The following is a 20,841-nucleotide window of genomic DNA, read 5'->3' as shown; positions in this document are numbered from 1 at the left end:
TGGTGATAGAATGAAAATAGTAGTGGCAACAGGAAATGAACACAAGAAAATAGAAATCGCGGATATACTTGGTCTTGAAAGATTTGATTTTGCAACAATGAAGGAAGAGGGAATCCTGATAGATATTGTTGAAGACGGAGGCACCTTCGAAGAAAATGCACTTATCAAAGCGAGAGAAGTTCGAAAACACACAATTCATGCCGTTTTAGCGGACGATTCAGGATTGGAGGTTGATGCCTTGGATGGTGCTCCAGGGATCTATTCCGCCAGGTTTGCCGGAGAAAATGCCTCTGATGAGGAAAACAATCAGAAGCTTTTAGAACTTATGAAAGATGTACCGTCAGACAAGAGAAGCGGAAGATTTGTCTGCGTTATAGCATTTATCGATGAAGGCGGCAGGGAGTATGTTTTCAGAGGTGAATGTCCGGGGAAAATCCTTGAATCCCAAAGAGGAGAGGGAGGATTTGGTTACGATCCCTTGTTTTATGTGGAATCAAAAGGTAAAACTTTTGCTCAACTTGACGGAGGAGAAAAGAATTCAATTAGCCACAGAGCGGTTGCATTGAAAGATGCTAAAGAAATCATAGTCAAGATTTCGGAAGAGGAAAAACGATGAATATATTGGTTTTTAGTGACAGCCACCGAAATACCGGAAGAATGGAAAAAGTAGTCGAAAACAGCGAAAATATCGATCTGATAATACATCTGGGAGACAATGCAGAAGATGTGGACAAAATTAAAGATCTGACCGATGCCAGGATAGTATTGGTAAAGGGAAACACAGATTATACCAATCATGAAGAAGAATTGGTCCTGAAAGAAAAAGGATACAGGATCCTGCTCACTCATGGCCACAAGTACAGGATAAAAACCAGTCTTCAAAATCTTTTCTACAGATGCAAGGAACTCAAAATAGATATAGTTCTATTTGGACATTCTCACATTCCATCCAACGAAGAGATAGGTGGAATAATATTTTTGAATCCGGGAAGCATTGGAGATAAACGAGGGCAAAAATATCATAGTTATGGTAAAATAACCTTGAGAAACAAGGGTTTGGATGTGGCCATTTCCTACTTGGAGTAAAACTTTCAAAAAAAAATAAAAAATTGTTTTTAAGTATTGACTTGGATGAGTTTGTAATGTATACTAATCCTTGTCCTTAAGAAACGGGACAGCAGTTATTAAAAAAAGCTTGAAACTTCAAGCGAAATAGTGTATCATTTTATATGTTTGCGGGTGTAGCTCAGTGGTAGAGCCCTGGCCTTCCAAGCCAGTCGCGAGGGTTCGATTCCCTTCACCCGCTCCATTTATCACTATTTTTAAAACATGCGCCTGTAGCTCAGTAGGATAGAGCAACGGCCTTCTAAGCCGTGTGCCCGGGGTTCGAATCCCTGCAGGCGCGCCATTTGATGTGGTGGGTATAGCTCAGCTGGCAGAGCGCCAGATTGTGGTTCTGGATGTCGTGGGTTCAAGTCCCATTATCCACCCCATTTACCAAAAAAATAATACACTATATTGGGGTATAGCCAAGTCGGTAAGGCACCAGACTTTGACTCTGGCATGCGTAGGTTCGAGTCCTGCTACCCCAGCCAACTTGACCCATTAGCTCAGTTGGCAGAGCACCTGACTTTTAATCAGGGTGTCCCGCGTTCGAGTCGCGGATGGGTCACCATTTATGCGGATGTGGCGGAATTGGCAGACGCACTAGACTTAGGATCTAGCGCCTTCGGTGTGCAGGTTCGACTCCTGTCATCCGCACCAAATGATTACAAACCTTGAGAAATCAAGGTTTTTTTCATTTTTTGGAGTTGATGTGCAAAGAGTTTAAAAAGGTACAACTCTTTAAATGATTCAAACAGGAGACCGCTTTTTGCGGCTAAATTTAGAAAACCTGAAAAATTGATCATATTTGTTGTACATGTACAAAATAAAACCACAACGAACAAACCCTTGAATAAATTAAAACCCACTGGAAAGAGTGGGTTTGCAATGGATCGAGCATTTTGTTATTGAGTTTTGATTACATTGATAAGACATAGGTGAAAATTTTAAGAAGTTCTTCTTTTGCTTCCTCATTCGGTAAAAAAGTTAGATTTAATTTTAATTCTTCAAATAACTCTTGTACGGTTTTATCGTTAACCATTTTTTGCACCCCCTGATATTTTTTATATTAATATTTTCCGTATTCACGTGCAAAATTAATTACAGCTTTCTGATTTTCAGGATTTATATCGTTAGGCGATAGCACGCCTTTATCATGACCCAACATAAATCCTCCACCAGGCGCACAATTATCAATTGTTTCTTTTGCGTAATCGATACATTGTTGTTTACTTCCTGTTCTAAGAAGTTCAAGTGGCATACCACCCATTATAGTCATATGATTGCCAATGTCTTTTTTTACTTTTTTCAAATCGGAATTTTCTACAGCTCCGATTAAAAATCCCTTGGGCAAATCCAATAATAAATCATATACATGTTCCCAGTTTCCCTCCAAGCACATCAATACTTTTGCTCCTGAATTGTAATAATCCATTAGTGCTCTTTTTACCGTTGGCCAAAAGAATTTTTCAAATTGTTTTCTGCCTAAATAGGTCGCAGTTACTACTGGATAAAAAACATAAGGGAAGTTAGACAATTTTAAATTGGGGTTAGGTCCAACAATTGGATATGTTGCTTCAACTGCTTCCAGAGCCTTTTCAGGTCTTCTTCTTAAGTCCGGCATCCCGTTTGCAAAACCTCTATAGCAAATATATCGATCTAGTGCCGGCTCAGCGATACCACTTGTTATCATTGGAGTTGCACATTCACTTTTCAAAAAGTTTTCTATTGCATTATTTTTTTCTCCAAAAGCAGCAAATTCACCAAATGATTCTGCCAATGCTTTTAAACTCTCCGGGAAAGGTTTCTTAAGTGCAGGGAACCTTTCATATAATACCTTATTTCTCAAATATAAAATTGGATCTTTTATATATTCATCAATATCTTCTGTTGGCAAAACGCAGTTGTCTTTATGCTGCAATGTTACTTTATCCTCTGAAAAGAAAAATGCGTTATATCCCAATTTTTCATAGGATTTCATAGGTCTGTTTATGCCAAATAAAATTGTTCCGTCGAAATCCATGTCGTTTAGATACTTACCATAAATTTCAAATTCTTTATCTGTGCTTTTTAGACATTCCTGAGCTGTTGAATCGGCATATGAGATTGCATATGTTTGTATAAAAGAAATAATAGGCACTCTATCCGGTTCTTCCAAATTGCAGGTTTTTTGAATTCTCGCAATTTTTTCATTATAAACTTGTTCCTTATTCATAAATAGACCTCCACTTTTATATAGATTAATATCGTTTATATATAAAATTCGATTGTTACTTTAGATCCAATTATCTTTTTCTTCTTTATAAACTAGCGGTAAGATTTCAGCTAAATTAGAGAATTCTTTAATATTGTGTTTAAGCAGAGCTTCTGGCCCGGCAATTGGTATTTGCAAATCATCAGGAATGCTCTTGACAGGATGTCCGTCAATAATTTGCCACCCAAACCAAAATCGTGACCTAAGTTCTGATCCACCCTTTACTGGTCGTAAAAAATGTGTCATTACAACTGGAACATCGGGCATTTTATCATTGCCATACACCAAAACATTTGCGCAAATTAATGCATTGCAAAGTGCTGTATCAACTTTGCTTTCATCATAACCAAATTCTGAGGGACGTTTAAATGATATTTTTAATAAGTCTACGTTTCCTGTTCCGATATCTTCCCAAATATAGTGGATGCTACCCCAATGCCTTTCTCTCATAGATAGAGAAAAATCTAAAGCTTTACTTGGATCTTCCAAATTAACGTCATAATGGTCTTCGTTATCCCATATCGCATACCGTAGTCTATCAATCGGATGCCATGCGAACCACCAGTCAAACATTTCTCCGGTTACATTTGGGAAAAAAGTTTTATTGGCAATTAAAGCTGTTCCATCCTCAAGTTGCCATTGGCCAAACTCCTCGGATAGATAACCTTCATTAAATAAATCATTACGATCATGAATTCGTAGTGCTGTAGAATTATCCAATATCCCATCGCTTACCTTGGCATGTTTCTCAATTGGACCCTCATTTATTTTTTTTAAATAATACTTGAAATAACTCTTTTCTTTGTCGCTATTTGTAACAGGTACTTTTTTCATAATTTGCCTCCTGCTTTAAATTCTTTAATTGTTAGTAGAAATTATAAAGAAAACGTTTTCTAAAATAAAGTATAGCATTACTTTTTTAATATGAACAATTGAAAGAAGGCATTATAGTATTCCACATCGGAATACTATAATGCCTTCTACTCTTCAAAATATTTTTTAAATAATGTAATGAACTCTCTAATATATTCGGTTTCTTTTCCTGTTTTCCATACAACTATGAGCCCACTATAAGTATTAGGCAATTCAAAACACTTGATAATTGGATTGTCAATATCTCTTAGATATTTATCACAAACAACAATTTCGTCATCCCCCAGCAAATTACTAATAAGGGAATTGGGATTTGGTGCATATCGAGCTACTTTAGGAATAAAACCATGCTCTTGGCATAGTTTATTAATATATTGATGATAAATGGAAATATCCATAGGCAGCATTACAAACTTTTGATCTTTAAGATCTTCATAAATTATTTTATCTTTCTGACTTAATGGATTATCATCCAACATACATACCAACTTCGGACAGACAGAGACAGTATCATAGGAAAATTCTTTGGTCAAATGTTCTTCTTCCATTTTTATCGTAACCATTATATCAATTACATTGTTTAATATTAAACTTCGCCACTCAAGAAATGAAGAATAGCTTTGCTCAAAAAAAAGATTTTCATAGGTACGTGACAACTGCTTTCCGACAAGTGATATTGGGCCTAGCATATTTCCCGAATCAAACCACCCAACTCTCAGCTTTGACTGCATGTTATCGGTGAGTTTTCTAGATTCGTTTAAAGATTTTTGAAATTGTTCACAGATTTTTTTCCAAGATTCATAAAGTATTTTTCCACTGGGCGTTAACTCTATGGGACGATTTTTTCGATTAAAGAGCTTCATATCTATCATATTCTCCAGTGTAGAGATTCTCTTGCTTAGTGTAGGTTGTGTGATATTCATAATTTCAGCAGCACGTGAAAAATTCAATTCTTCAGCGACTACTATAAATAGTTGCATTTGGTAAATACTTACATCTTGTAAATTGTTGCGGTCCATTCCCTTCACTCCTACTCGATACGACTGATATTTATTATATCAAATATACTATTGTTACAAAGTAAACTTTTGAGTTATTTTATAATTGAAAACATTTATTTTTATAGAGAAAAATCAGTACCCCAGTTACGAGGATACTGATTTTTCTATGGACTATTTTCATATAAACACAGTAATACAATTTAGTCGATTTTTGAAAGTTGATCATCAAGGTTTTTACCCTTGATAGCAAAAATGATTGCCAATGCGCCATAGACAAACATTCCCAAAACGATAATTAACATCCAAGTCAATACACTCATATTAGCACATCCTTAAATTTTATTAGTTGTCTAAGTCTTTTTGGAAAAGCTTTGCAAGAAAATATCCAGCAAAAGTTATTCCTAAACAAATAGCGACCGAAGGGATTACTATATTCCAGAACATCATGCGATTTTTCCTCCAACTTCTTGAGTTTTGTGTACATTTTCGCTAAAAAATCCGGGTTTTCCAGGCAAGAAAAATGTTAGAAGAATTCCTGAAATAACAGAAACTATTAAGGACATAATGGCAACATGGACGTTATCCATACCAATTATAGTCGGAAAACTCGTCATGCTCCATAAACAATTTAAAGCCCAGCATAAGAACATTGTAATAAGAGCTGCTGCCTCTGAACGTTTCCAAAATAATCCAATTATGCTGATTGAAAATACAGGAATCATCCAACTAAATATCCAATTAATTGCAGTAATAACATCGGGTTGGAAGGAAACAGTTACGGCAATGGCGATAACGCTTAGAATTAATATAGCTATACGAACCATCTTGGTTTGTTCTTTTTCGGATGCATTCGGTTTGTATAATGATACGTATAAATCTTTAACAATGATTGTTGCAGGAGCCAGAGAAGTCATTGCAAACGTTGAAAGTAAGGCACCTAAAAATCCTGCCAACAGGAGTATTACTAACGGTTTAGGCAGTAACGATACGAGCATAACAGGAGATGCTAAAGCAGGACCTAATTGGGCAAATTGAGGAATAGACATGGCAGCCAAACCAATCAATGTAGGTATTATACAAAATAGACCATTGACGGGACCTGCAATCAACAAAGACTTGCGAACGGTCGTTGCATTTTTCGCAGCGATGGCTGTATGCAAACCCATTTGACTAATTCCTTGGAAGAAAGTTGTAGTGATAATAGTAGGCAGAGCAAATGCGAATAAGATGTCAGGAGTTCCAAAAATGCTTAACATGTACTCTTGATCCATTGAAGTGTAATGGTTTGCAACAGCGTCCCAACCACCTGGAAGTACAAAGAATAAAGCGACAGCTGTTAGAATTAGTGCAATATACATCAAGGCAGCATTTATCATATTCAACCAAGACACTTCTTTCATACCTGCAAATAATACATACCCAATCCCAAATATACCTCCCACCAAGCAACCTAATCCGATGTCCCATCCAGTCATGGCTGCAAAAGTGATACCGATTACTTGTGTCTCCAACATCAATAAACCAAAAATCAGAGGTCCCATGACGCAAGAAATTATAATTCGAGATTTTTTTCCGTATAACAATCCAATAAATTCAGGCGTTGTGGAAGTACCCAGCTTTCTAACCCAAGGCCCTGTCATTTGCGTAATCACGACCATCATGACTGTGCAGGCTAAACCAAACCAAACTGCGGTAGCGCCAACAAAGGCAGCATTTGCTGTAGTGCCCCATATATGTGCGGAACCTAACATGGTTAGTGCCAAGGTGACCCCGACTTGTGTGGTATTCATTCCACGTCCTGCAAGAATGAAGCTGTCTTCTTCTTCAGAAGACAAAAAGTTATTTTTTTCTCTTTTCGAAAGATACCAGCCAACACCAACGATGGTTAGAATTTCGTAAAGCAATACAATAAGCAAAACATCCATTTGCATATAATTCATTCCTTTCATAACTTTATATTTTCCTCATTGAAAAACAAACAAGATAACTTCTTAGTTGGATCATGTTGCCGGCACTAGCATGATCTTTATTAGTTGTGTATCAAGTTTTTTAAATTGTATAACGTTTACAAAAAAATGTATAATAACAAATTTGCATTAATATATATGAAAAAGTTATTAATAACAATATTGCATAATGCGATTAAAAACTGATATTTCACAATTGAATATGCCTGTTCTATACTTTGATTAACATTCAAATCTGAAAAAAAAATATAAAATATAACATTTACTTATGAAAGGATTGTGCAAGTAATGAAGTGCATAATTATTGCTACGGGCTTTCTAGGTTCGGGGAAAACAACTTTCTTAAAAGAGTTGATCGAATATACCTTGAAACGAAACGCCAAGATTGCTCTTATAGTTAATGAAATCGGAGAAATTGGGATCGACAATCAGTACATGAAACAACTTGGGTTTAATGTTTGGGAATTGTTTGGAGGTTGTGTTTGTTGCACTTTGGCGGCAGGGTTGGAAAATGCGATCAATCAACTGGAAAATGATTATAATCCGGATATGATTTTTATTGAACCTAGTGGAATGGCAGATCCACAAAGTGCTTTAAATGCTATATCAAATTATGGTGTGGATAGAAATGAAATTAAAAATTACTTTGTATTTGATATTTCGAGATTTGACATGTTTGAAGAAGTAATTTTCCCGCTGATCATAACAAGTATCAAACAAGCTGATTTTGTTCTCTTAAATAAACTGCAGTATGCTGACGAAAAAACTAAAAAGAAAGCATACGAATTGATAAAAATCAACAATCCCAATGTTGAGATTATTGAAATCGTTACACCAAACTTAGTGAATCAGCAGGTGAAAAAAACTTTGGAAGGACTGATCTGAAATTGTATCAAGATGATTTTAAAGCGACGGTGATGAATATTTCACTAGAAAAGACAACTAGAGAAGAATTAGCTAACTGGTCAGAGTTATTAGAACAAATTTTTAATTGTTATGCTAATCAAGTATGTGATTCTAACAAATGTCATATAGGACATATAAAAGCAATATTTACAGGTGTAGGTAAGGACTTCATAAAAGTGAACATATACAAAAGAGAGTTGCCAGCAGATGTTGTGTACGATGGAGTCAATAGTTACCAGAGAATAGACATAATTGTAAATTCCATAATAAATAATATAAGCAGTGAAACGTCTGTAAAGGTGATTGAAAAATGTAGTAAAGCAATTGCATTGAAGAACCAAGTAGCAATTACCGTTAAAACCATTGATCAGAACAAAATCCATGATCACGAAAACCAATAATAATTGGATGGTTTGCTTAATCATTCCATTTATATAAAAAATGAGGAGGTATTTATATGAGCATTATTTTACAATTAATTGCAGATCTTGAGGATGAAAAAGTTCTAGTGGAAGTTGAAAAGCAATTGAATGACGGAAAGTCACCTACGGAGATTTTTGCAGAGTGTCAGGATGGTATGAACGAAGTTGGAAAGAGGTTTCAAGAAGGAGAATATTACGTTTCAGATTTAATGATGGCTGGAAATATTTTTAAAGAGGTAAATGAAGTAATCAAGCCATATTTTTCGAGTGAGGACGGCGAGACTTTAGGAACAGTAGTTTTGGGAACGGTTGATGGAGATATCCATGATATTGGAAAAGATTTAGTATACGCGATGCTCAGCGCTGGTAATTTTGAAGTAATTGATGTTGGAGTAGATGCGAAACCAGAGATATTTGTTCAAGCGCTTAAAGAGAATCCAAATGCTAAAGTATTGGCTCTTTCTTGTCTTCTGACAACCTGTTATGATGCAATCAAAGAAACCGTAGAAGCGGTAACCGAAGCAGGATTGAGAGAGAATGTGAAAATAATTATAGGTGGAGGTCCAGTCGATCAAAGCGTTGTAGATTATTCTGGAGCAGACAAGTTCGGCAAGGACGCCCAAGAAGCAGTCACAATAGCAAAGGAGCTGATGGAATTATGAGTAGCATATTGACTTATGATGAAAAGGTTGCCAAATATAAAAGCATAATTAAATTTGAAAATGTTAGCGCAGGGACTGCATATGGTGGGCCAGCAACACCTGCAAACCATATGGGCATGTTGATGAAAGATTATATTACTGATACTAAAAAAGGATTTCAAGCTTATATCGATTATATAAAACTGGTAGATAACGAAGCCCCTATTGATTTTTTAAATACGCCATATCCAGGTATGATGCACGTTATTCTAACAACAATGTGGCTGGCAAAAGTAAAAATTCCAGGAAGAGAGCTTCCAGATGATGACTTGTGGCAGATAGATGAAAAACCTGTTATAGATAGGGAGACCTACGATTTTATTATAGAAAATGGATTTGAAGCATTTCGAGAAATGGTATTGCCTAAAGTTATTGATATGGAAGAAGTTAAACAATTTATGCAATATATTTCAGAGGAAGGACCACAACAGTCGAAAGCCTTTATTGAGAATGGTTTTCCACTTGTTTCTGAGATTGCAACAGCACCACCTTTTGAAATATTATCAGGGGCTAGGAGTATGCCTAAGTTTTTTATGGATTGCTACAAGATAGCGGATAAAATAAAAGAGGCTCAAGATGTAATGCTACCTAAGGTAATTGAAAATTCTATTAATATGCTTACAAACGCAAATGCAATAGGTGCTTGGGTCGGTGGATGGCGTGGAGCTTCAGGTCTTGTTTCTCCAAAGATATGGGATAAGCTAGTATGGCCTTATATGAAAGAAATGGCTTTAGCCATGTTGGACAAAGGTTTTATACCTGTATTCCATTTGGATCAAAATTGGGATAGAGATATTGAAAGATTTTTGGAGATGCCTGCTAAATCATGTGTATTGAATACGGATGGTATGACAGATTTGAGAAGAGCCAGAAAGCTGTTGGGAGATCACGTTGCATTTATGGGTGATGTGCCGGCACCTCTTTTGTCTACTGCAAGTGCGGATAAAGTGAGTGACTATGTCAAGAAACTAATAGATGATGTTGGTATTAAAGGCACTATTATTACATCTGGTTGCGATGCTCCAGCAAATGCAAAATTTGAAAATATGGTTGCAATGATCAAAACTGCAGCAGAATACAAATAGGAGATTGCAATATGATTTTTATTGGAGAAAAAATAAATGGAACTAGGAAAAAGATAAAAGAAGCCGTAATAGAGCGAAATGAATTATACATAATGGATATTGCAAAGTCGCAAGCTGAATCAGGTGCAGACTATTTGGATATCAATGCTGGGACGGATCCAGATAGAGAAACAGAAGACTTGATATGGTTGATTGAAACGGTACAATCTGTTGTGGATACCCCGATATGTATCGATAGTTCAACACCAAGTGCAATAAAAGCTGCCCTTGAAATAGTTAGAGAAATACCAATGATCAATTCAATCAATGCTGATATGGAACGACTAGATGATTTTCTGCCTTTTATTAAAGAAAAAAACTGTGAAGTTATTGCATTGGCATTGGATGAATCGAAATCTGGAATGCCTAAAACTATAGATGAACGAATGCAAGCTCTCGAAGTCATCTTTAAGGAAACTCATAAAAAAGAAATCGATGATGACAAAGTATTTATCGATCCGTTGATTATGGCCGTGGGAACAGATCAGAGCGCGGGAAATATAGCCTTTGATTGCATCAGAGAAATACGTTCTGCTTATCCGGATGCCCATATCGCTGGAGGTCTGAGTAATATCTCTTTTGGACTTCCAAATAGGAGTTTAATTAACAGAACTTTTTTGACATTAGCTAGGGCATTTGGGATGGATAGTGCAGTTGTGAATCCATCAGATGTGGAATTGATTGAATCCTTGTATGCAACTGATTTGTTGTTGGGGAAAGATCGATTTTGTAGGAAGTACACTAATGCTGCAAAAGATAGTTTTAGTAAAAAAAAATAACAGTGAAGGCTGGAATATCCCAATGATACTGAATGGAATATTTCAGCTTTTCAATTTTCAAAACAGGTGTGATTAATTGTAAAAAAGAAGTATAATGATTATGAGATTTACATAAAAGATCGAAGGGGGGCTAACATGAACTTAACATACATCAAATATTTTTTGACGGTGGCAAAATACTTGAATTTTTCACAAGCAGCGGATCAGTTATATATTAGCCAACCAGCTTTAAGCCGCCAAATTAATGTCATGGAAAAAGAGTTGGATTTAGAACTATTTATCAGAAGTAATCGCGAAGTGAAATTGACGCCTGCAGGTAGCGTATTAGTCGAGGCATTTCAAAAAATCTATGATGAGTATAATCTGGCAGTAGCAAAAGCTCAAAATACCCATAAAGGCATGTCCGGGGATTTGAATATCGGAATTCTTGATGGAGAGTATGTTGGGGACTTATTTCCGGATGCTTTGCAATATTTAAACAAGTATTATCCTGACTTGAATGTTGTTCTGAGAAACTACAGTTTTAAGGGGTTAGTGGATCGCTTATATAATGGAAAGCTAGATATTGCAATAACTTTATATTTTGACATTAAAAATAGAACTAACATACAATACAGAATAATTGATGAAACAAATAAAGATAATTTAGCAGTTATACGAAGTCATCCGCTTGCATCTCATGAAAGTGTAAAATTATATGATATAAAAAATGAGACCTTGATTATAGACTCTGTCGAAGACTCTGAAGAATCTTCGAAATTAATAATCGATGAATGCAGAACACGAGGTTTTACACCGAGGATCCAGTACGCTCCTTCAATACAAACTGTTATGCTAATGGTTGAATCAGGATTAGGTGTAGCTATTCTCGATAGTAGAAATGCTTTGCGACAAAACCCGAATATTAAATTTTTAAGTATAGATGCAAACTTTGAGCCTTATTTGACATTAGCATGGCATCAAAATAATCAAAATCCGGCAAGAGAATTATTCACTAAATTATTTTTTCATGAAAAAATTGACTGAATATATATAAATGTAGAATAACTGGATTTGAATAAATAGCCGATTGCTTATTCAGAGTGGAAAATTAAGCATAATACTATATTTAATGATTTAAAAATTATTTCTAAATAGGTTAACATTCTTGTAGATTTATGATATTATATAAGTGTCTAATGTACCAAAACTCATAGGGTTGTTGCAATAAGGTAACAAACCGAAAAGCTCTGACACCTCATTTTAGGATGGGGTGTCATCTTTTTTTGTAAAAATTTGAAAAATAAAATATGTTTCTATATAATGGTGTAACAGGGAGGTGTTTTTTAATGAGTTATAAAATTGGACTTGATATAGGTATCACATCTGTTGGGTGGGCGACTGTCGCCTTGAATCAAAACGACGAACCAGAAAAAATAATGGATATGGGAGTCCGGATTTTCGATCGGGCGGAAAACCCTAAGGATGGTGCTTCATTGGCTTTGCCACGAAGAGAAGCAAGAAGTGCCAGAAGAAGGATACGACGCAAAAAACACCGTTTGGACCGTATAAAGCAATTACTAATAAATAGGGGTTTCATTACAGTACAAAATGTGGAATCAATATTTCATAACGGAAATAATACAGACATCTATCAAATTCGTGTGGAGTCATTGGATCGGGTGTTAAACCAAGATGAAATCGTGCGGTTACTGATACACCTGGCACAGAGGAGAGGATTTAAATCAAATCGAAAGTCAGAACGCAATGCGAATGAAGAATCAGGAAAACTGCTCAAGGCAGTCGATGAAAATAGTAAGTTAATGGAAGAAAAAGGATATAGAACAATAGGAGAAATGCTATATTTAGATTCAAAATTTGAAGAACACAAACGAAATAAAAGTGATGACTACTCTCATACTATAGCAAGAAGCATGGTACTGGATGAAGTTCAACAGATTTTCAACAAGCAACGAGAATTTGGTAATTTGATCATGGACAAATTACTGGAAGATGAATACATCGACATTTTGTTTTCTCAACGCTCTTTTGATGAGGGTCCTGGGGAGCCAAGCCCTTATGCTGGAAATCAGATTGAAAAAATGATTGGCAACTGTCGGTTTGAAAAGGAAGAAAAAAGAGCCCCTAAAGCAGCTTATTCATTTGAATACTTTAATTTGCTTCAGAATATAAATCATATGAAAATTACTCTTGATGGAAATCAAAGATTTCTGACAAAAGAGGAACGTAATATAATTAAGGGACTGGCATTCAAAGTGCAAAATTTGACATTTGATAAAATAAGAAAAAAATTAGAAATTCCTGAAAAAGCATTGTTTGCAAATTTGAGTTATGGAACCAAATCGATTGACGAAGTCGAGAAGAAAACAAAATTTACTTATTTAACCGGGTTTCACAAAATCCGTCTTGCCCTGGATAAAGTAGAAAAAAATAAAATAGCATCTTATGACGAGGAAGCTTTGAATACTATTGCATATGCATTTACTGTATATAAGACAGATGAAAAAATAATTGAATATCTAAGGCCGTTAGGATTGCCAAAAGCAGATTTAGAATCGTTATTGGCGAATATTAATGGTTTCAACAAGTTTGCAGCTTTAAGCATAAAGGCATTGTATAAAATCATTCCTTTCATGGAAGAAGGATCAAAATATAATGAAGCATGTGAAAAAGCTGGGTATGATTTCCGGGCACATGGGGGTAAGGAGAAATATTTCTTACTTCCGGCGGAAATAGAGGAGTTTGATGAAATTACAAGTCCTGTAGTTCGAAGAGCAGTTGCTCAGACTAGAAAAGTCGTTAATGGTATAATACGAAAGTATGATAAAAGCCCGACTTTTATCGGTGTGGAATTGGCTAGAGAAATGGCGAAAAACTTTCAAGATAGAAATGAAATCGAGAAGGGTATGAAAGAAAATCGTGCATTAAACGAGAGAATTAAAGAAAGGCTGAAAGAACTGGGTCGCCTAAATCCAACAGGCATGGACATAGTCAAATATAAGCTCTGGCAACAGCAAGATGGTATTTGCCCTTACTCATTGAGAGAAATACAAGCAGTCAGACTATTCGAAACTGGATATGCGGACGTAGACCATATAATCCCATATAGCATATCTTTTGATGATGGGTATGCAAATAAAGTAGTAGTCTTGGCTAGCGAGAACCGACAAAAGGGAAATAGATTGCCGTTGGAATATCTTAAAGGTGAGAAAGCTGACAAGTTCAAAGTTTGGGTCAACAATGCCATTAAAGATAAAAGAAAAAGAACTAATATGTTAAAAGAGAAACTCACAGATGAAGATAAAAGCAAGTTCAAAGACCGAAATCTAAATGATACAAAACATATTTCCAGGTTTATGCTGAATTATCTAAATGACTATTTATTATTCGAAGATAACAACACAAACAAAAAGAAGAAGGTAACAGCAGTAAATGGATCAATAACCAGTTTTTTAAGAAAGAGGTGGGGAATCACAAAAGTTAGGGAAAACGGTGACTTGCATCATACAGTTGATGCATTGGTAGTTGCCTGCACGACCGATGGCATGATTCAAAAGGTTTCGAAATATTATGATTATAAAGAGCGAAGATATGTACAAAAGGAAGAACATGTTGTTGACAAAAGGACAGGGGAGATCATTGAAAAATTCCCGATGCCGTGGCATGATTTCAGAAACGAACTAGAAATACGTCTTATGGATGATCCCGTAGGATTCTTGAAGAATACAGGTATGTATAAAGGTGAGAATTATGACCCAATATTTGTATCTCGTATGCCAAGGAGAAAAATTACCGGACCAGCCCATAAAGAGACTATTTATAGTCCAAGACTGCAAGATGAAGGTTTGTTAGTACTTAAGAGACCAATACAAAATTTGAAACTGGACAAAGAAGGTGAAATAGCCGGATACTTTAATCCTGAGAGCGACAAATTACTATACGAAGCCTTGAAAACACAATTGATTGGATTTGGGGGTAACGGAGAAAAAGCCTTTAAAGAACCGTTCTACAAACCCACCAGCTCAGGTGATCAGGGGCCGTTGGTCAAAAAAGTAAAAATAATAGAAAAAGCAACAATGGGTGTAGATGTTCATGATGGAAATGGAGTTGCCCTCAATGACAGCATGATAAGAATTGATGTTTTCCATGTGGAAGATGACGGATATTATTTTGTACCTTTGTATATAGCAGATAGGATGAAAGATAAACTCCCGAATAAAGCAGTAGTAGCTAACAAAAACTATGACAATTGGAAAGAGATGAATGAAGAGGATTTTATTTTTTCTTTATACCCAAATGATTTGATTGAGGTAGAATCAAAAAAACCAATAAGGATGACTACAGTAAGTGCAGAAAGTACATTAGGAAGGAATAAAGAAAGCGATATTCAAAAATTTTATTTCGTCAAAGCTGGAATAAATACAGGGTCCATTACGGTAATAAATCACGACAATACATACGAAGTAAAAAGTTTGGGAATAAAAACTCTAAAAAACTTAGTGAAATTTCAGGTTGATCCATTAGGACAGTATGATGAAGTACGCAAAGAAATGCGTATGCCCCTTAAGTAAGAAGGTGCGAGATGGGATATCGAAATATTTTTGTTTCATCATCGGCAAAGTTAAGTTGTAAAAATAATCAACTTATTGTCCAAGCAGACGATACTTTCAGCATACCCATAGAAGATATAAATTGCCTGATGCTGGAAGATTTGAAAAGTAACATTTCAGTATATTTGCTTTCAGCATTAAGCGAGAAAGGGGTCACTGTTTTTGTTTGCGATCAAAAGCATTTGCCTTGTGGGCTTCTTTTGCCCATGTGGTCTCATAGCAGAAAGTTAAAAGTGCTGAAGAAACAACTAAATCAAAAGAAACCATTTATAAAACAATTGTGGAAAGATGTTGTGCAAACAAAGATCGAAAACCAAGCCATATGTTTGAAATTGTTGAATAAGGATGGTTCGATAAAACTTCTTGATATTAAAGAAAACGTAAAATCTGGCGATGTAGACAACGCTGAAGGAAGAGCGGCAAGATACTATTTTTCCAAATTGTTTGGAAATGAATTTTATAGAGGGATCGATAGTACAGTCAATGCATCTCTAAACTACGGATATGCAATATTACGAGGGTGTATGGCTCGGCAGTTGGCTTCTTATGGGTTTGAACCCTCACTTGGGATATTTCATCACAATGAGCAAAATAGTTTTAATTTGGCAGATGACTTGATGGAACCGTTCAGGCCGATTGTAGATTTGTTTGTCGGGAAAAATATTTCCTATGACAATGAGGCTGATTTAAAACCGGCAATAAAACATCAGCTATTTAATCTACTTAACTGTAGCGTTGAGTCAGGAAATCAAATTCACAGTGTTAGTTATGCTATCGAAAGAACTGTAAAAAGTCTTACTAGAACTCTTGAGGAAGGAACGGATGAGCTATTACTACCTAGGTTGATTGGACTAAGACAACATTCATATGAATAAATTTATGAGAATGATTGTTTTTTTTGACTTGCCGGTTAAGAAGAAAAGAGAAAGAAGAGAAGCCACTCAGTTCCGAAATTTTTTATTGAAAGACGGTTATCACATGATTCAATTCTCAGTTTATGGAAGAGTTTGCAACGGTATTGATGCAGTCAACAAGCACCGAGAGCGATTGCAAGTCAATCTACCGGATAATGGATCCATACGCCTGATGGTTGTAACAGAAAAACAATATGAAGCTATGGAAATTTTGTTAGGTGACTACAAGCAGGATGATACACCGTTTGTATGTGAGCAATTAACAATTTTTTAGAAAAAACAACAAATTATAACCGAATACATAAGGAATTTATAAAACCAAACCCCTGATATCCAATGATACCAAGGGTTTGATTTTTGGCGTCGTCTAATATACCAAAATTCATAAGGGAGCTACAACTCCCAGTCTTTATTGATGAAAATATCCTTTCGTCTAATATACCAAAATTCATAAGGGAGCTACAACAGTTCTATTATAGTGATTACGTATCTTTTGCGTCTAATATACCAAAATTCATAAGGGAGCTACAACATTATTGATCTATGACCCTCTAATTCAACTCGTCTAATATACCAAAATTCATAAGGGAGCTACAACACATATACTGTAAAAAGTCCTGGTCATAGACGTCTAATATACCAAAATTCATAAGGGAGCTACAACGAATATATCCAGATGCTGGGAGAACTAGTGCGTCTAATATACCAAAATTCATAAGGGAGCTACAACGCTAAATTTCCAAACTTCTTTTGATCATCGCGTCTAATATACCAAAATTCATAAGGGAGCTACAACTGTTTTCGCTATTATTGGCATAGTAGTCTCCGTCTAATATACCAAAATTCATAAGGGAGCTACAACTGAGATACATGTCATTGGTTATCTGGTATTCGTCTAATATACCAAAATTCATAAGGGAGCTACAACGTGTGTAGTCGAGTCCTGTCGCTATCTCCCCGTCTAATATACCAAAATTCATAAGGGAGCTACAACCTGATACGGCATACGGATTCGATGCCCCGTCGTCTAATATACCAAAATTCATAAGGGAGCTACAACCTTGGAAATAGGGGTTCAATCCTTTTTCGACGTCTAATATACCAAAATTCATAAGGGAGCTACAACTCCGACTAGAATATTAAATGCACGTAGATACGTCTAATATACCAAAATTCATAAGGGAGCTACAACAACGGTCATAGAACCTTGCAGATTCGTAACCGTCTAATATACCAAAATTCATAAGGGAGCTACAACGCGTTCGCCTCTATCAAGCAAATAGATTTCCGTCTAATATACCAAAATTCATAAGGGAGCTACAACGCAGTTTTTGGTGATCTCTTTCTTGACGGCCGTCTAATATACCAAAATTCATAAGGGAGCTACAACTGGATGTTTACTACACGAAAGATCCCATGGCGTCTAATATACCAAAATTCATAAGGGAGCTACAACTTTGAACTTTTCTTTAAGATGTCTTTCTACCGTCTAATATACCAAAATTCATAAGGGAGCTACAACGACAACATCCCAGCTAGTTTACTTATCGGCCGTCTAATATACCAAAATTCATAAGGGAGCTACAACGTCTGCGTACGTTTGCGTACGTTGGCGGTTCGTCTAATATACCAAAATTCATAAGGGAGCTACAACTGTCGCGCCCATGATGTAACGAACGTTCCACGTCTAATATACCAAAATTCATAAGGGAGCTACAACGACTTTTACCAGTTTTAAGCCTATAGGCATCGTCTAATATACCAAAATTCATAAGGGAGCTACAACTCATACAATTCAATTCCTGAAACGAAAGGTCGTCTAATATACCAAAATTCATAAGGGAGCTACAACTCATACAATTCAATTCCTGAAACGAAAGGTCGTCTAATATACCAAAATTCATAAGGGAGCTACAACTTGCCGTCACCTTAGGCATTTTCTTTTTCCCGTCTAATATACCAAAATTCATAAGGGAGCTACAACTTTTTATGCCTAGAGCTTTGCAAACTGACACGTCTAATATACCAAAATTCATAAGGGAGCTACAACCCATCTCCTGTGCCTAGTTCTTCATCTGTACGTCTAATATACCAAAATTCATAAGGGAGCTACAACTTCTTCCCAAGTATTGGCTACAGACTTGGCCGTCTAATATACCAAAATTCATAAGGGAGCTACAACATTACACCAATATTACCAATACGCTTTAATCGTCTAATATACCAAAATTCATAAGGGAGCTACAACTTATCTCTTTGGCCACCGTTTCAAACTTCTCGTCTAATATACCAAAATTCATAAGGGAGCTACAACGAAAAAAAATCACACAGAACAAAAGCCGAACGTCTAATATACCAAAATTCATAAGGGAGCTACAACGGCGGATTTAGTTAGAGTACCGAATCCGTTCGTCTAATATACCAAAATTCATAAGGGAGCTACAACAAGTATCTTGTAATTGTTATCTATGTAGACCGTCTAATATACCAAAATTCATAAGGGAGCTACAACGCTCACTCATTCACCCCATTTCTGCTTTATCGTCTAATATACCAAAATTCATAAGGGAGCTACAACGTGAACTGTTCGTTAAGACGTGCATCTATTCGTCTAATATACCAAAATTCATAAGGGAGCTACAACGTTAGCTGATCGATTTTAAAACATAGCGCACGTCTAATATACCAAAATTCATAAGGGAGCTACAACTCATACGATGAATAGTGTCCGCTCTCTATTCGTCTAATATACCAAAATTCATAAGGGAGCTACAACAGAAGAACCAGAAGCACCGAAAGACACGGTCGTCTAATATACCAAAATTCATAAGGGAGCTACAACCTTCTCTTGGATTATCCAATCGTCTGTCAACGTCTAATATACCAAAATTCATAAGGGAGCTACAAAAGAAAAACTTCTTTTTTATTATATCATTTACCTAATATTAAAAGCGGTAAATAATAGCACTGATTCAAAATTGTTCTTCAACCTAAGGCAACAAATTGCATTGAAGAACTTTGAAAGGTGCAAGAGAACGAAAAGTAAGTTTATGAGAAATGTTCAAGATGAAAAATGAATTATAAGAGGTAAAATATCGAGACTTTATTTATTGTGTTTAAAAATAATCAGAACTTTGATTTTGACCTTTTGAAAATATGATTGATGTTATTATGGAATAAGATCATAACTTGACCTAGGGGAGAGATTATACAATAAAAAATGGATCTCCCTTCGAACTAAAGTTCTTGGGGAGATCCAGGGTTATTGCTATGGATCAGTATTCGATTACTGAGTGGAATGCAACATACAGGAATCCATCCTTATCTGGTATAACGTTGCAGATGGTTTCTGTTCCGTCATATGGGAACTGACCGGGAGAATCTGTCATTTTATTATTTTTTGTAGGAAGTGGAGTACTTCCGATCCAGATGTGTGGCAAGCCGTCCATTTCGTATCCTGCATCAAGATCATAAGTGACACTAACACAGAACGCTCCAATATTTTGAGGATCTGCTGTTACAACTGCTGTAACGCTTCCTACGATTGTTCCGCTAGATGGAATATTTCCACCTGCACCCATGATCAAATCAAATTCAAATGTTCCTTCTTCTGCTGGAAGTTTGTTAGTCCATCCCCAGTTATTGGATTTGACCAAGTCCCAATTTTCCAATGAGTAATCTGCATTATATGCCCATGCTGTATCATAATTCATGGTAATGGTTACTTCTGCGCTGTCTTCATCAGTTATATCGTTTGGAAGTCCTACTGGATTGGCATATACGTCAGCTGTGTTGATGAGTTTCATTTCTGCATTGACATCTTCCGCTTGTACAATGTAAGGCAATACAGCTGTTTTGGTTGCTCCTGCTGCCAGACTAGTTTCAAATCCAAATGCAGAAGTTATATCTCCCATCAAGCTATCGTTGACCGCCAAGTTTTCTAGCGCCCAGTCACCTGTATTTGTAACAGAAATTGTGTAAGTGACTGTTTGTCCTACTTTTGCAGTAGTTACGTCAGCATCTTTGATGATTTGAATGTCCGGATGTACAAGCTGGACCGTATGAGTATCGGTCGCGGTTACAGAAGTGATGCCAGTAACGCCTGTAGCGTAGATGGCGGTGACTGTATTGGTCAACTCATCTTCCGCACCTTCGGTTTCCGTAACAACATGGCTTGCGGTTACGG

17 protein-coding genes, 6 tRNA genes and 1 CRISPR repeat array are annotated in these 20,841 nt (G+C 36.1%); of the genes, 17 read left to right on the top strand and 6 right to left on the bottom strand.

The annotated features are described in order from the left end of the window. The first annotated feature begins 10 nt into the window (after positions 1-10). The 8 genes from IWB18_RS08925 to IWB18_RS08890 all read left to right on the top strand — a co-directional run bounded on the left by IWB18_RS08925 (position 11) and on the right by IWB18_RS08890 (position 1,764). Positions 11-616 (top strand): XTP/dITP diphosphatase, encoded by a 606-nt coding sequence (locus IWB18_RS08925; protein WP_195683276.1) that lies wholly within the window; start codon positions 11-13, stop codon positions 614-616. After that, the gene (locus IWB18_RS08920) at positions 613-1,086 is read left to right on the top strand and encodes a metallophosphoesterase family protein (RefSeq protein ID WP_195683275.1); all 474 of its coding nucleotides are present in this window, start codon (positions 613-615) and stop codon (positions 1,084-1,086) included. The genes IWB18_RS08925 and IWB18_RS08920 overlap by 4 nt, the downstream gene beginning before the upstream one ends. Before the next feature lie 149 nt (positions 1,087-1,235). After that, positions 1,236-1,309 (top strand) — tRNA-Gly (locus IWB18_RS08915). Positions 1,310-1,331: 22 nt separating this feature from the next. Continuing rightward, a tRNA-Arg gene (locus IWB18_RS08910) sits at positions 1,332-1,408 on the top strand. A gap of 9 nt (positions 1,409-1,417) precedes the next feature. Next, positions 1,418-1,493 (top strand) — tRNA-His (locus tag IWB18_RS08905). A 26-nt stretch (positions 1,494-1,519) separates the two neighbouring features. Continuing rightward, positions 1,520-1,595, top strand: a tRNA-Gln gene (locus tag IWB18_RS08900). Positions 1,596-1,599: 4 nt separating this feature from the next. Then, a tRNA-Lys gene (locus IWB18_RS08895) sits at positions 1,600-1,675 on the top strand. A 5-nt stretch (positions 1,676-1,680) separates the two neighbouring features. Beyond that, positions 1,681-1,764, top strand: a tRNA-Leu gene (locus IWB18_RS08890). Positions 1,765-2,023: 259 nt separating this feature from the next. On the opposite strand, the gene IWB18_RS12630 is transcribed toward IWB18_RS08890, so the two are convergent. The 5 genes from IWB18_RS12630 to IWB18_RS08870 form a co-directional block, all read right to left on the bottom strand. Then, positions 2,024-2,146 carry a hypothetical protein gene (locus tag IWB18_RS12630; protein ID WP_269747924.1) on the bottom strand — a complete coding sequence of 41 codons (123 nt, stop codon included), beginning with the start codon at positions 2,144-2,146 and terminating at the stop codon, positions 2,024-2,026. 27 nt (positions 2,147-2,173) lie between these two features. Continuing rightward, entirely contained in the window at positions 2,174-3,319 is a 1,146-nt protein-coding gene (locus IWB18_RS08885) for a uroporphyrinogen decarboxylase family protein (RefSeq protein WP_195683274.1), read from the bottom strand. A 60-nt stretch (positions 3,320-3,379) separates the two neighbouring features. Further along, positions 3,380-4,192, bottom strand: a complete 813-nt coding sequence (locus tag IWB18_RS08880; RefSeq protein WP_195683273.1) for a DAPG hydrolase family protein — start codon at positions 4,190-4,192, stop codon at positions 3,380-3,382. Positions 4,193-4,338: 146 nt separating this feature from the next. Further along, positions 4,339-5,250: a LysR family transcriptional regulator gene (locus IWB18_RS08875; protein ID WP_195683272.1), complete on the bottom strand. Its 912-nt coding sequence runs from the start codon at positions 5,248-5,250 to the stop codon at positions 4,339-4,341. 425 nt (positions 5,251-5,675) lie between these two features. Next, entirely contained in the window at positions 5,676-7,181 is a 1,506-nt protein-coding gene (locus IWB18_RS08870; RefSeq protein ID WP_225877816.1) for a sodium:solute symporter family protein, read from the bottom strand. 306 nt (positions 7,182-7,487) lie between these two features. Here IWB18_RS08870 and IWB18_RS08865 point away from each other — a divergent pair, with 306 nt between their 5' ends. The 9 genes from IWB18_RS08865 (at position 7,488) to cas2 (ending at position 16,929) form a co-directional block, all read left to right on the top strand. Then, positions 7,488-8,084 (top strand): GTP-binding protein, encoded by a 597-nt coding sequence (locus tag IWB18_RS08865; protein WP_195683271.1) that lies wholly within the window; start codon positions 7,488-7,490, stop codon positions 8,082-8,084. Positions 8,085-8,116: 32 nt separating this feature from the next. Then, positions 8,117-8,506 carry a hypothetical protein gene (locus tag IWB18_RS08860; RefSeq protein WP_195683270.1) on the top strand — a complete coding sequence of 130 codons (390 nt, stop codon included), beginning with the start codon at positions 8,117-8,119 and terminating at the stop codon, positions 8,504-8,506. Between the two features lie 56 nt (positions 8,507-8,562). Continuing rightward, positions 8,563-9,189 carry a cobalamin B12-binding domain-containing protein gene (locus tag IWB18_RS08855; protein ID WP_195683269.1) on the top strand — a complete coding sequence of 209 codons (627 nt, stop codon included), beginning with the start codon at positions 8,563-8,565 and terminating at the stop codon, positions 9,187-9,189. Next, on the top strand, positions 9,186-10,313 hold the full coding sequence (locus IWB18_RS08850) for a uroporphyrinogen decarboxylase family protein (RefSeq protein WP_195683268.1): 1,128 nt from the start codon (positions 9,186-9,188) through the stop codon (positions 10,311-10,313). The genes IWB18_RS08855 and IWB18_RS08850 overlap by 4 nt, the downstream gene beginning before the upstream one ends. Before the next feature lie 11 nt (positions 10,314-10,324). Next, a complete protein-coding gene (locus tag IWB18_RS08845) occupies positions 10,325-11,131 on the top strand; it encodes a dihydropteroate synthase (RefSeq protein ID WP_195683267.1) in 807 nt (268 codons plus the stop codon). Positions 11,132-11,266: 135 nt separating this feature from the next. Then, positions 11,267-12,157: a LysR family transcriptional regulator gene (locus IWB18_RS08840; protein ID WP_195683266.1), complete on the top strand. Its 891-nt coding sequence runs from the start codon at positions 11,267-11,269 to the stop codon at positions 12,155-12,157. Between the two features lie 302 nt (positions 12,158-12,459). Next, on the top strand, positions 12,460-15,702 hold the full coding sequence (gene cas9 / locus IWB18_RS08835) for a type II CRISPR RNA-guided endonuclease Cas9 (protein ID WP_195683265.1): 3,243 nt from the start codon (positions 12,460-12,462) through the stop codon (positions 15,700-15,702). Positions 15,703-15,713: 11 nt separating this feature from the next. Then, positions 15,714-16,616 carry a type II CRISPR-associated endonuclease Cas1 gene (cas1, locus tag IWB18_RS08830; RefSeq protein ID WP_195683264.1) on the top strand — a complete coding sequence of 301 codons (903 nt, stop codon included), beginning with the start codon at positions 15,714-15,716 and terminating at the stop codon, positions 16,614-16,616. Further along, positions 16,609-16,929 carry a CRISPR-associated endonuclease Cas2 gene (gene cas2 / locus IWB18_RS08825; protein ID WP_195683263.1) on the top strand — a complete coding sequence of 107 codons (321 nt, stop codon included), beginning with the start codon at positions 16,609-16,611 and terminating at the stop codon, positions 16,927-16,929. Before cas1 ends, cas2 begins: the two co-directional genes overlap by 8 nt. 90 nt (positions 16,930-17,019) lie before the next feature. Beyond that, positions 17,020-19,563: direct repeats of the CRISPR family, unit length 36 nt; unit sequence CGTCTAATATACCAAAATTCATAAGGGAGCTACAAC. 367 nt (positions 19,564-19,930) lie between these two features. On the opposite strand, the gene IWB18_RS08820 is transcribed toward cas2, so the two are convergent. Continuing rightward, a partial coding sequence (locus IWB18_RS08820) for a DUF7507 domain-containing protein (protein ID WP_195683262.1) occupies positions 19,931-20,841 on the bottom strand: 911 nt, incomplete at its 5' end.

This window comes from Alkalibacter mobilis (genome assembly GCF_015594845.1).
In the GTDB taxonomy this organism is placed as follows: Bacteria; Bacillota; Clostridia; order Eubacteriales; family Alkalibacteraceae; genus Alkalibacter; species Alkalibacter mobilis.
The sequence above is the reverse complement of the archived record's forward strand: the minus strand, read 5'-3'. Positions and strand labels throughout refer to the sequence as shown.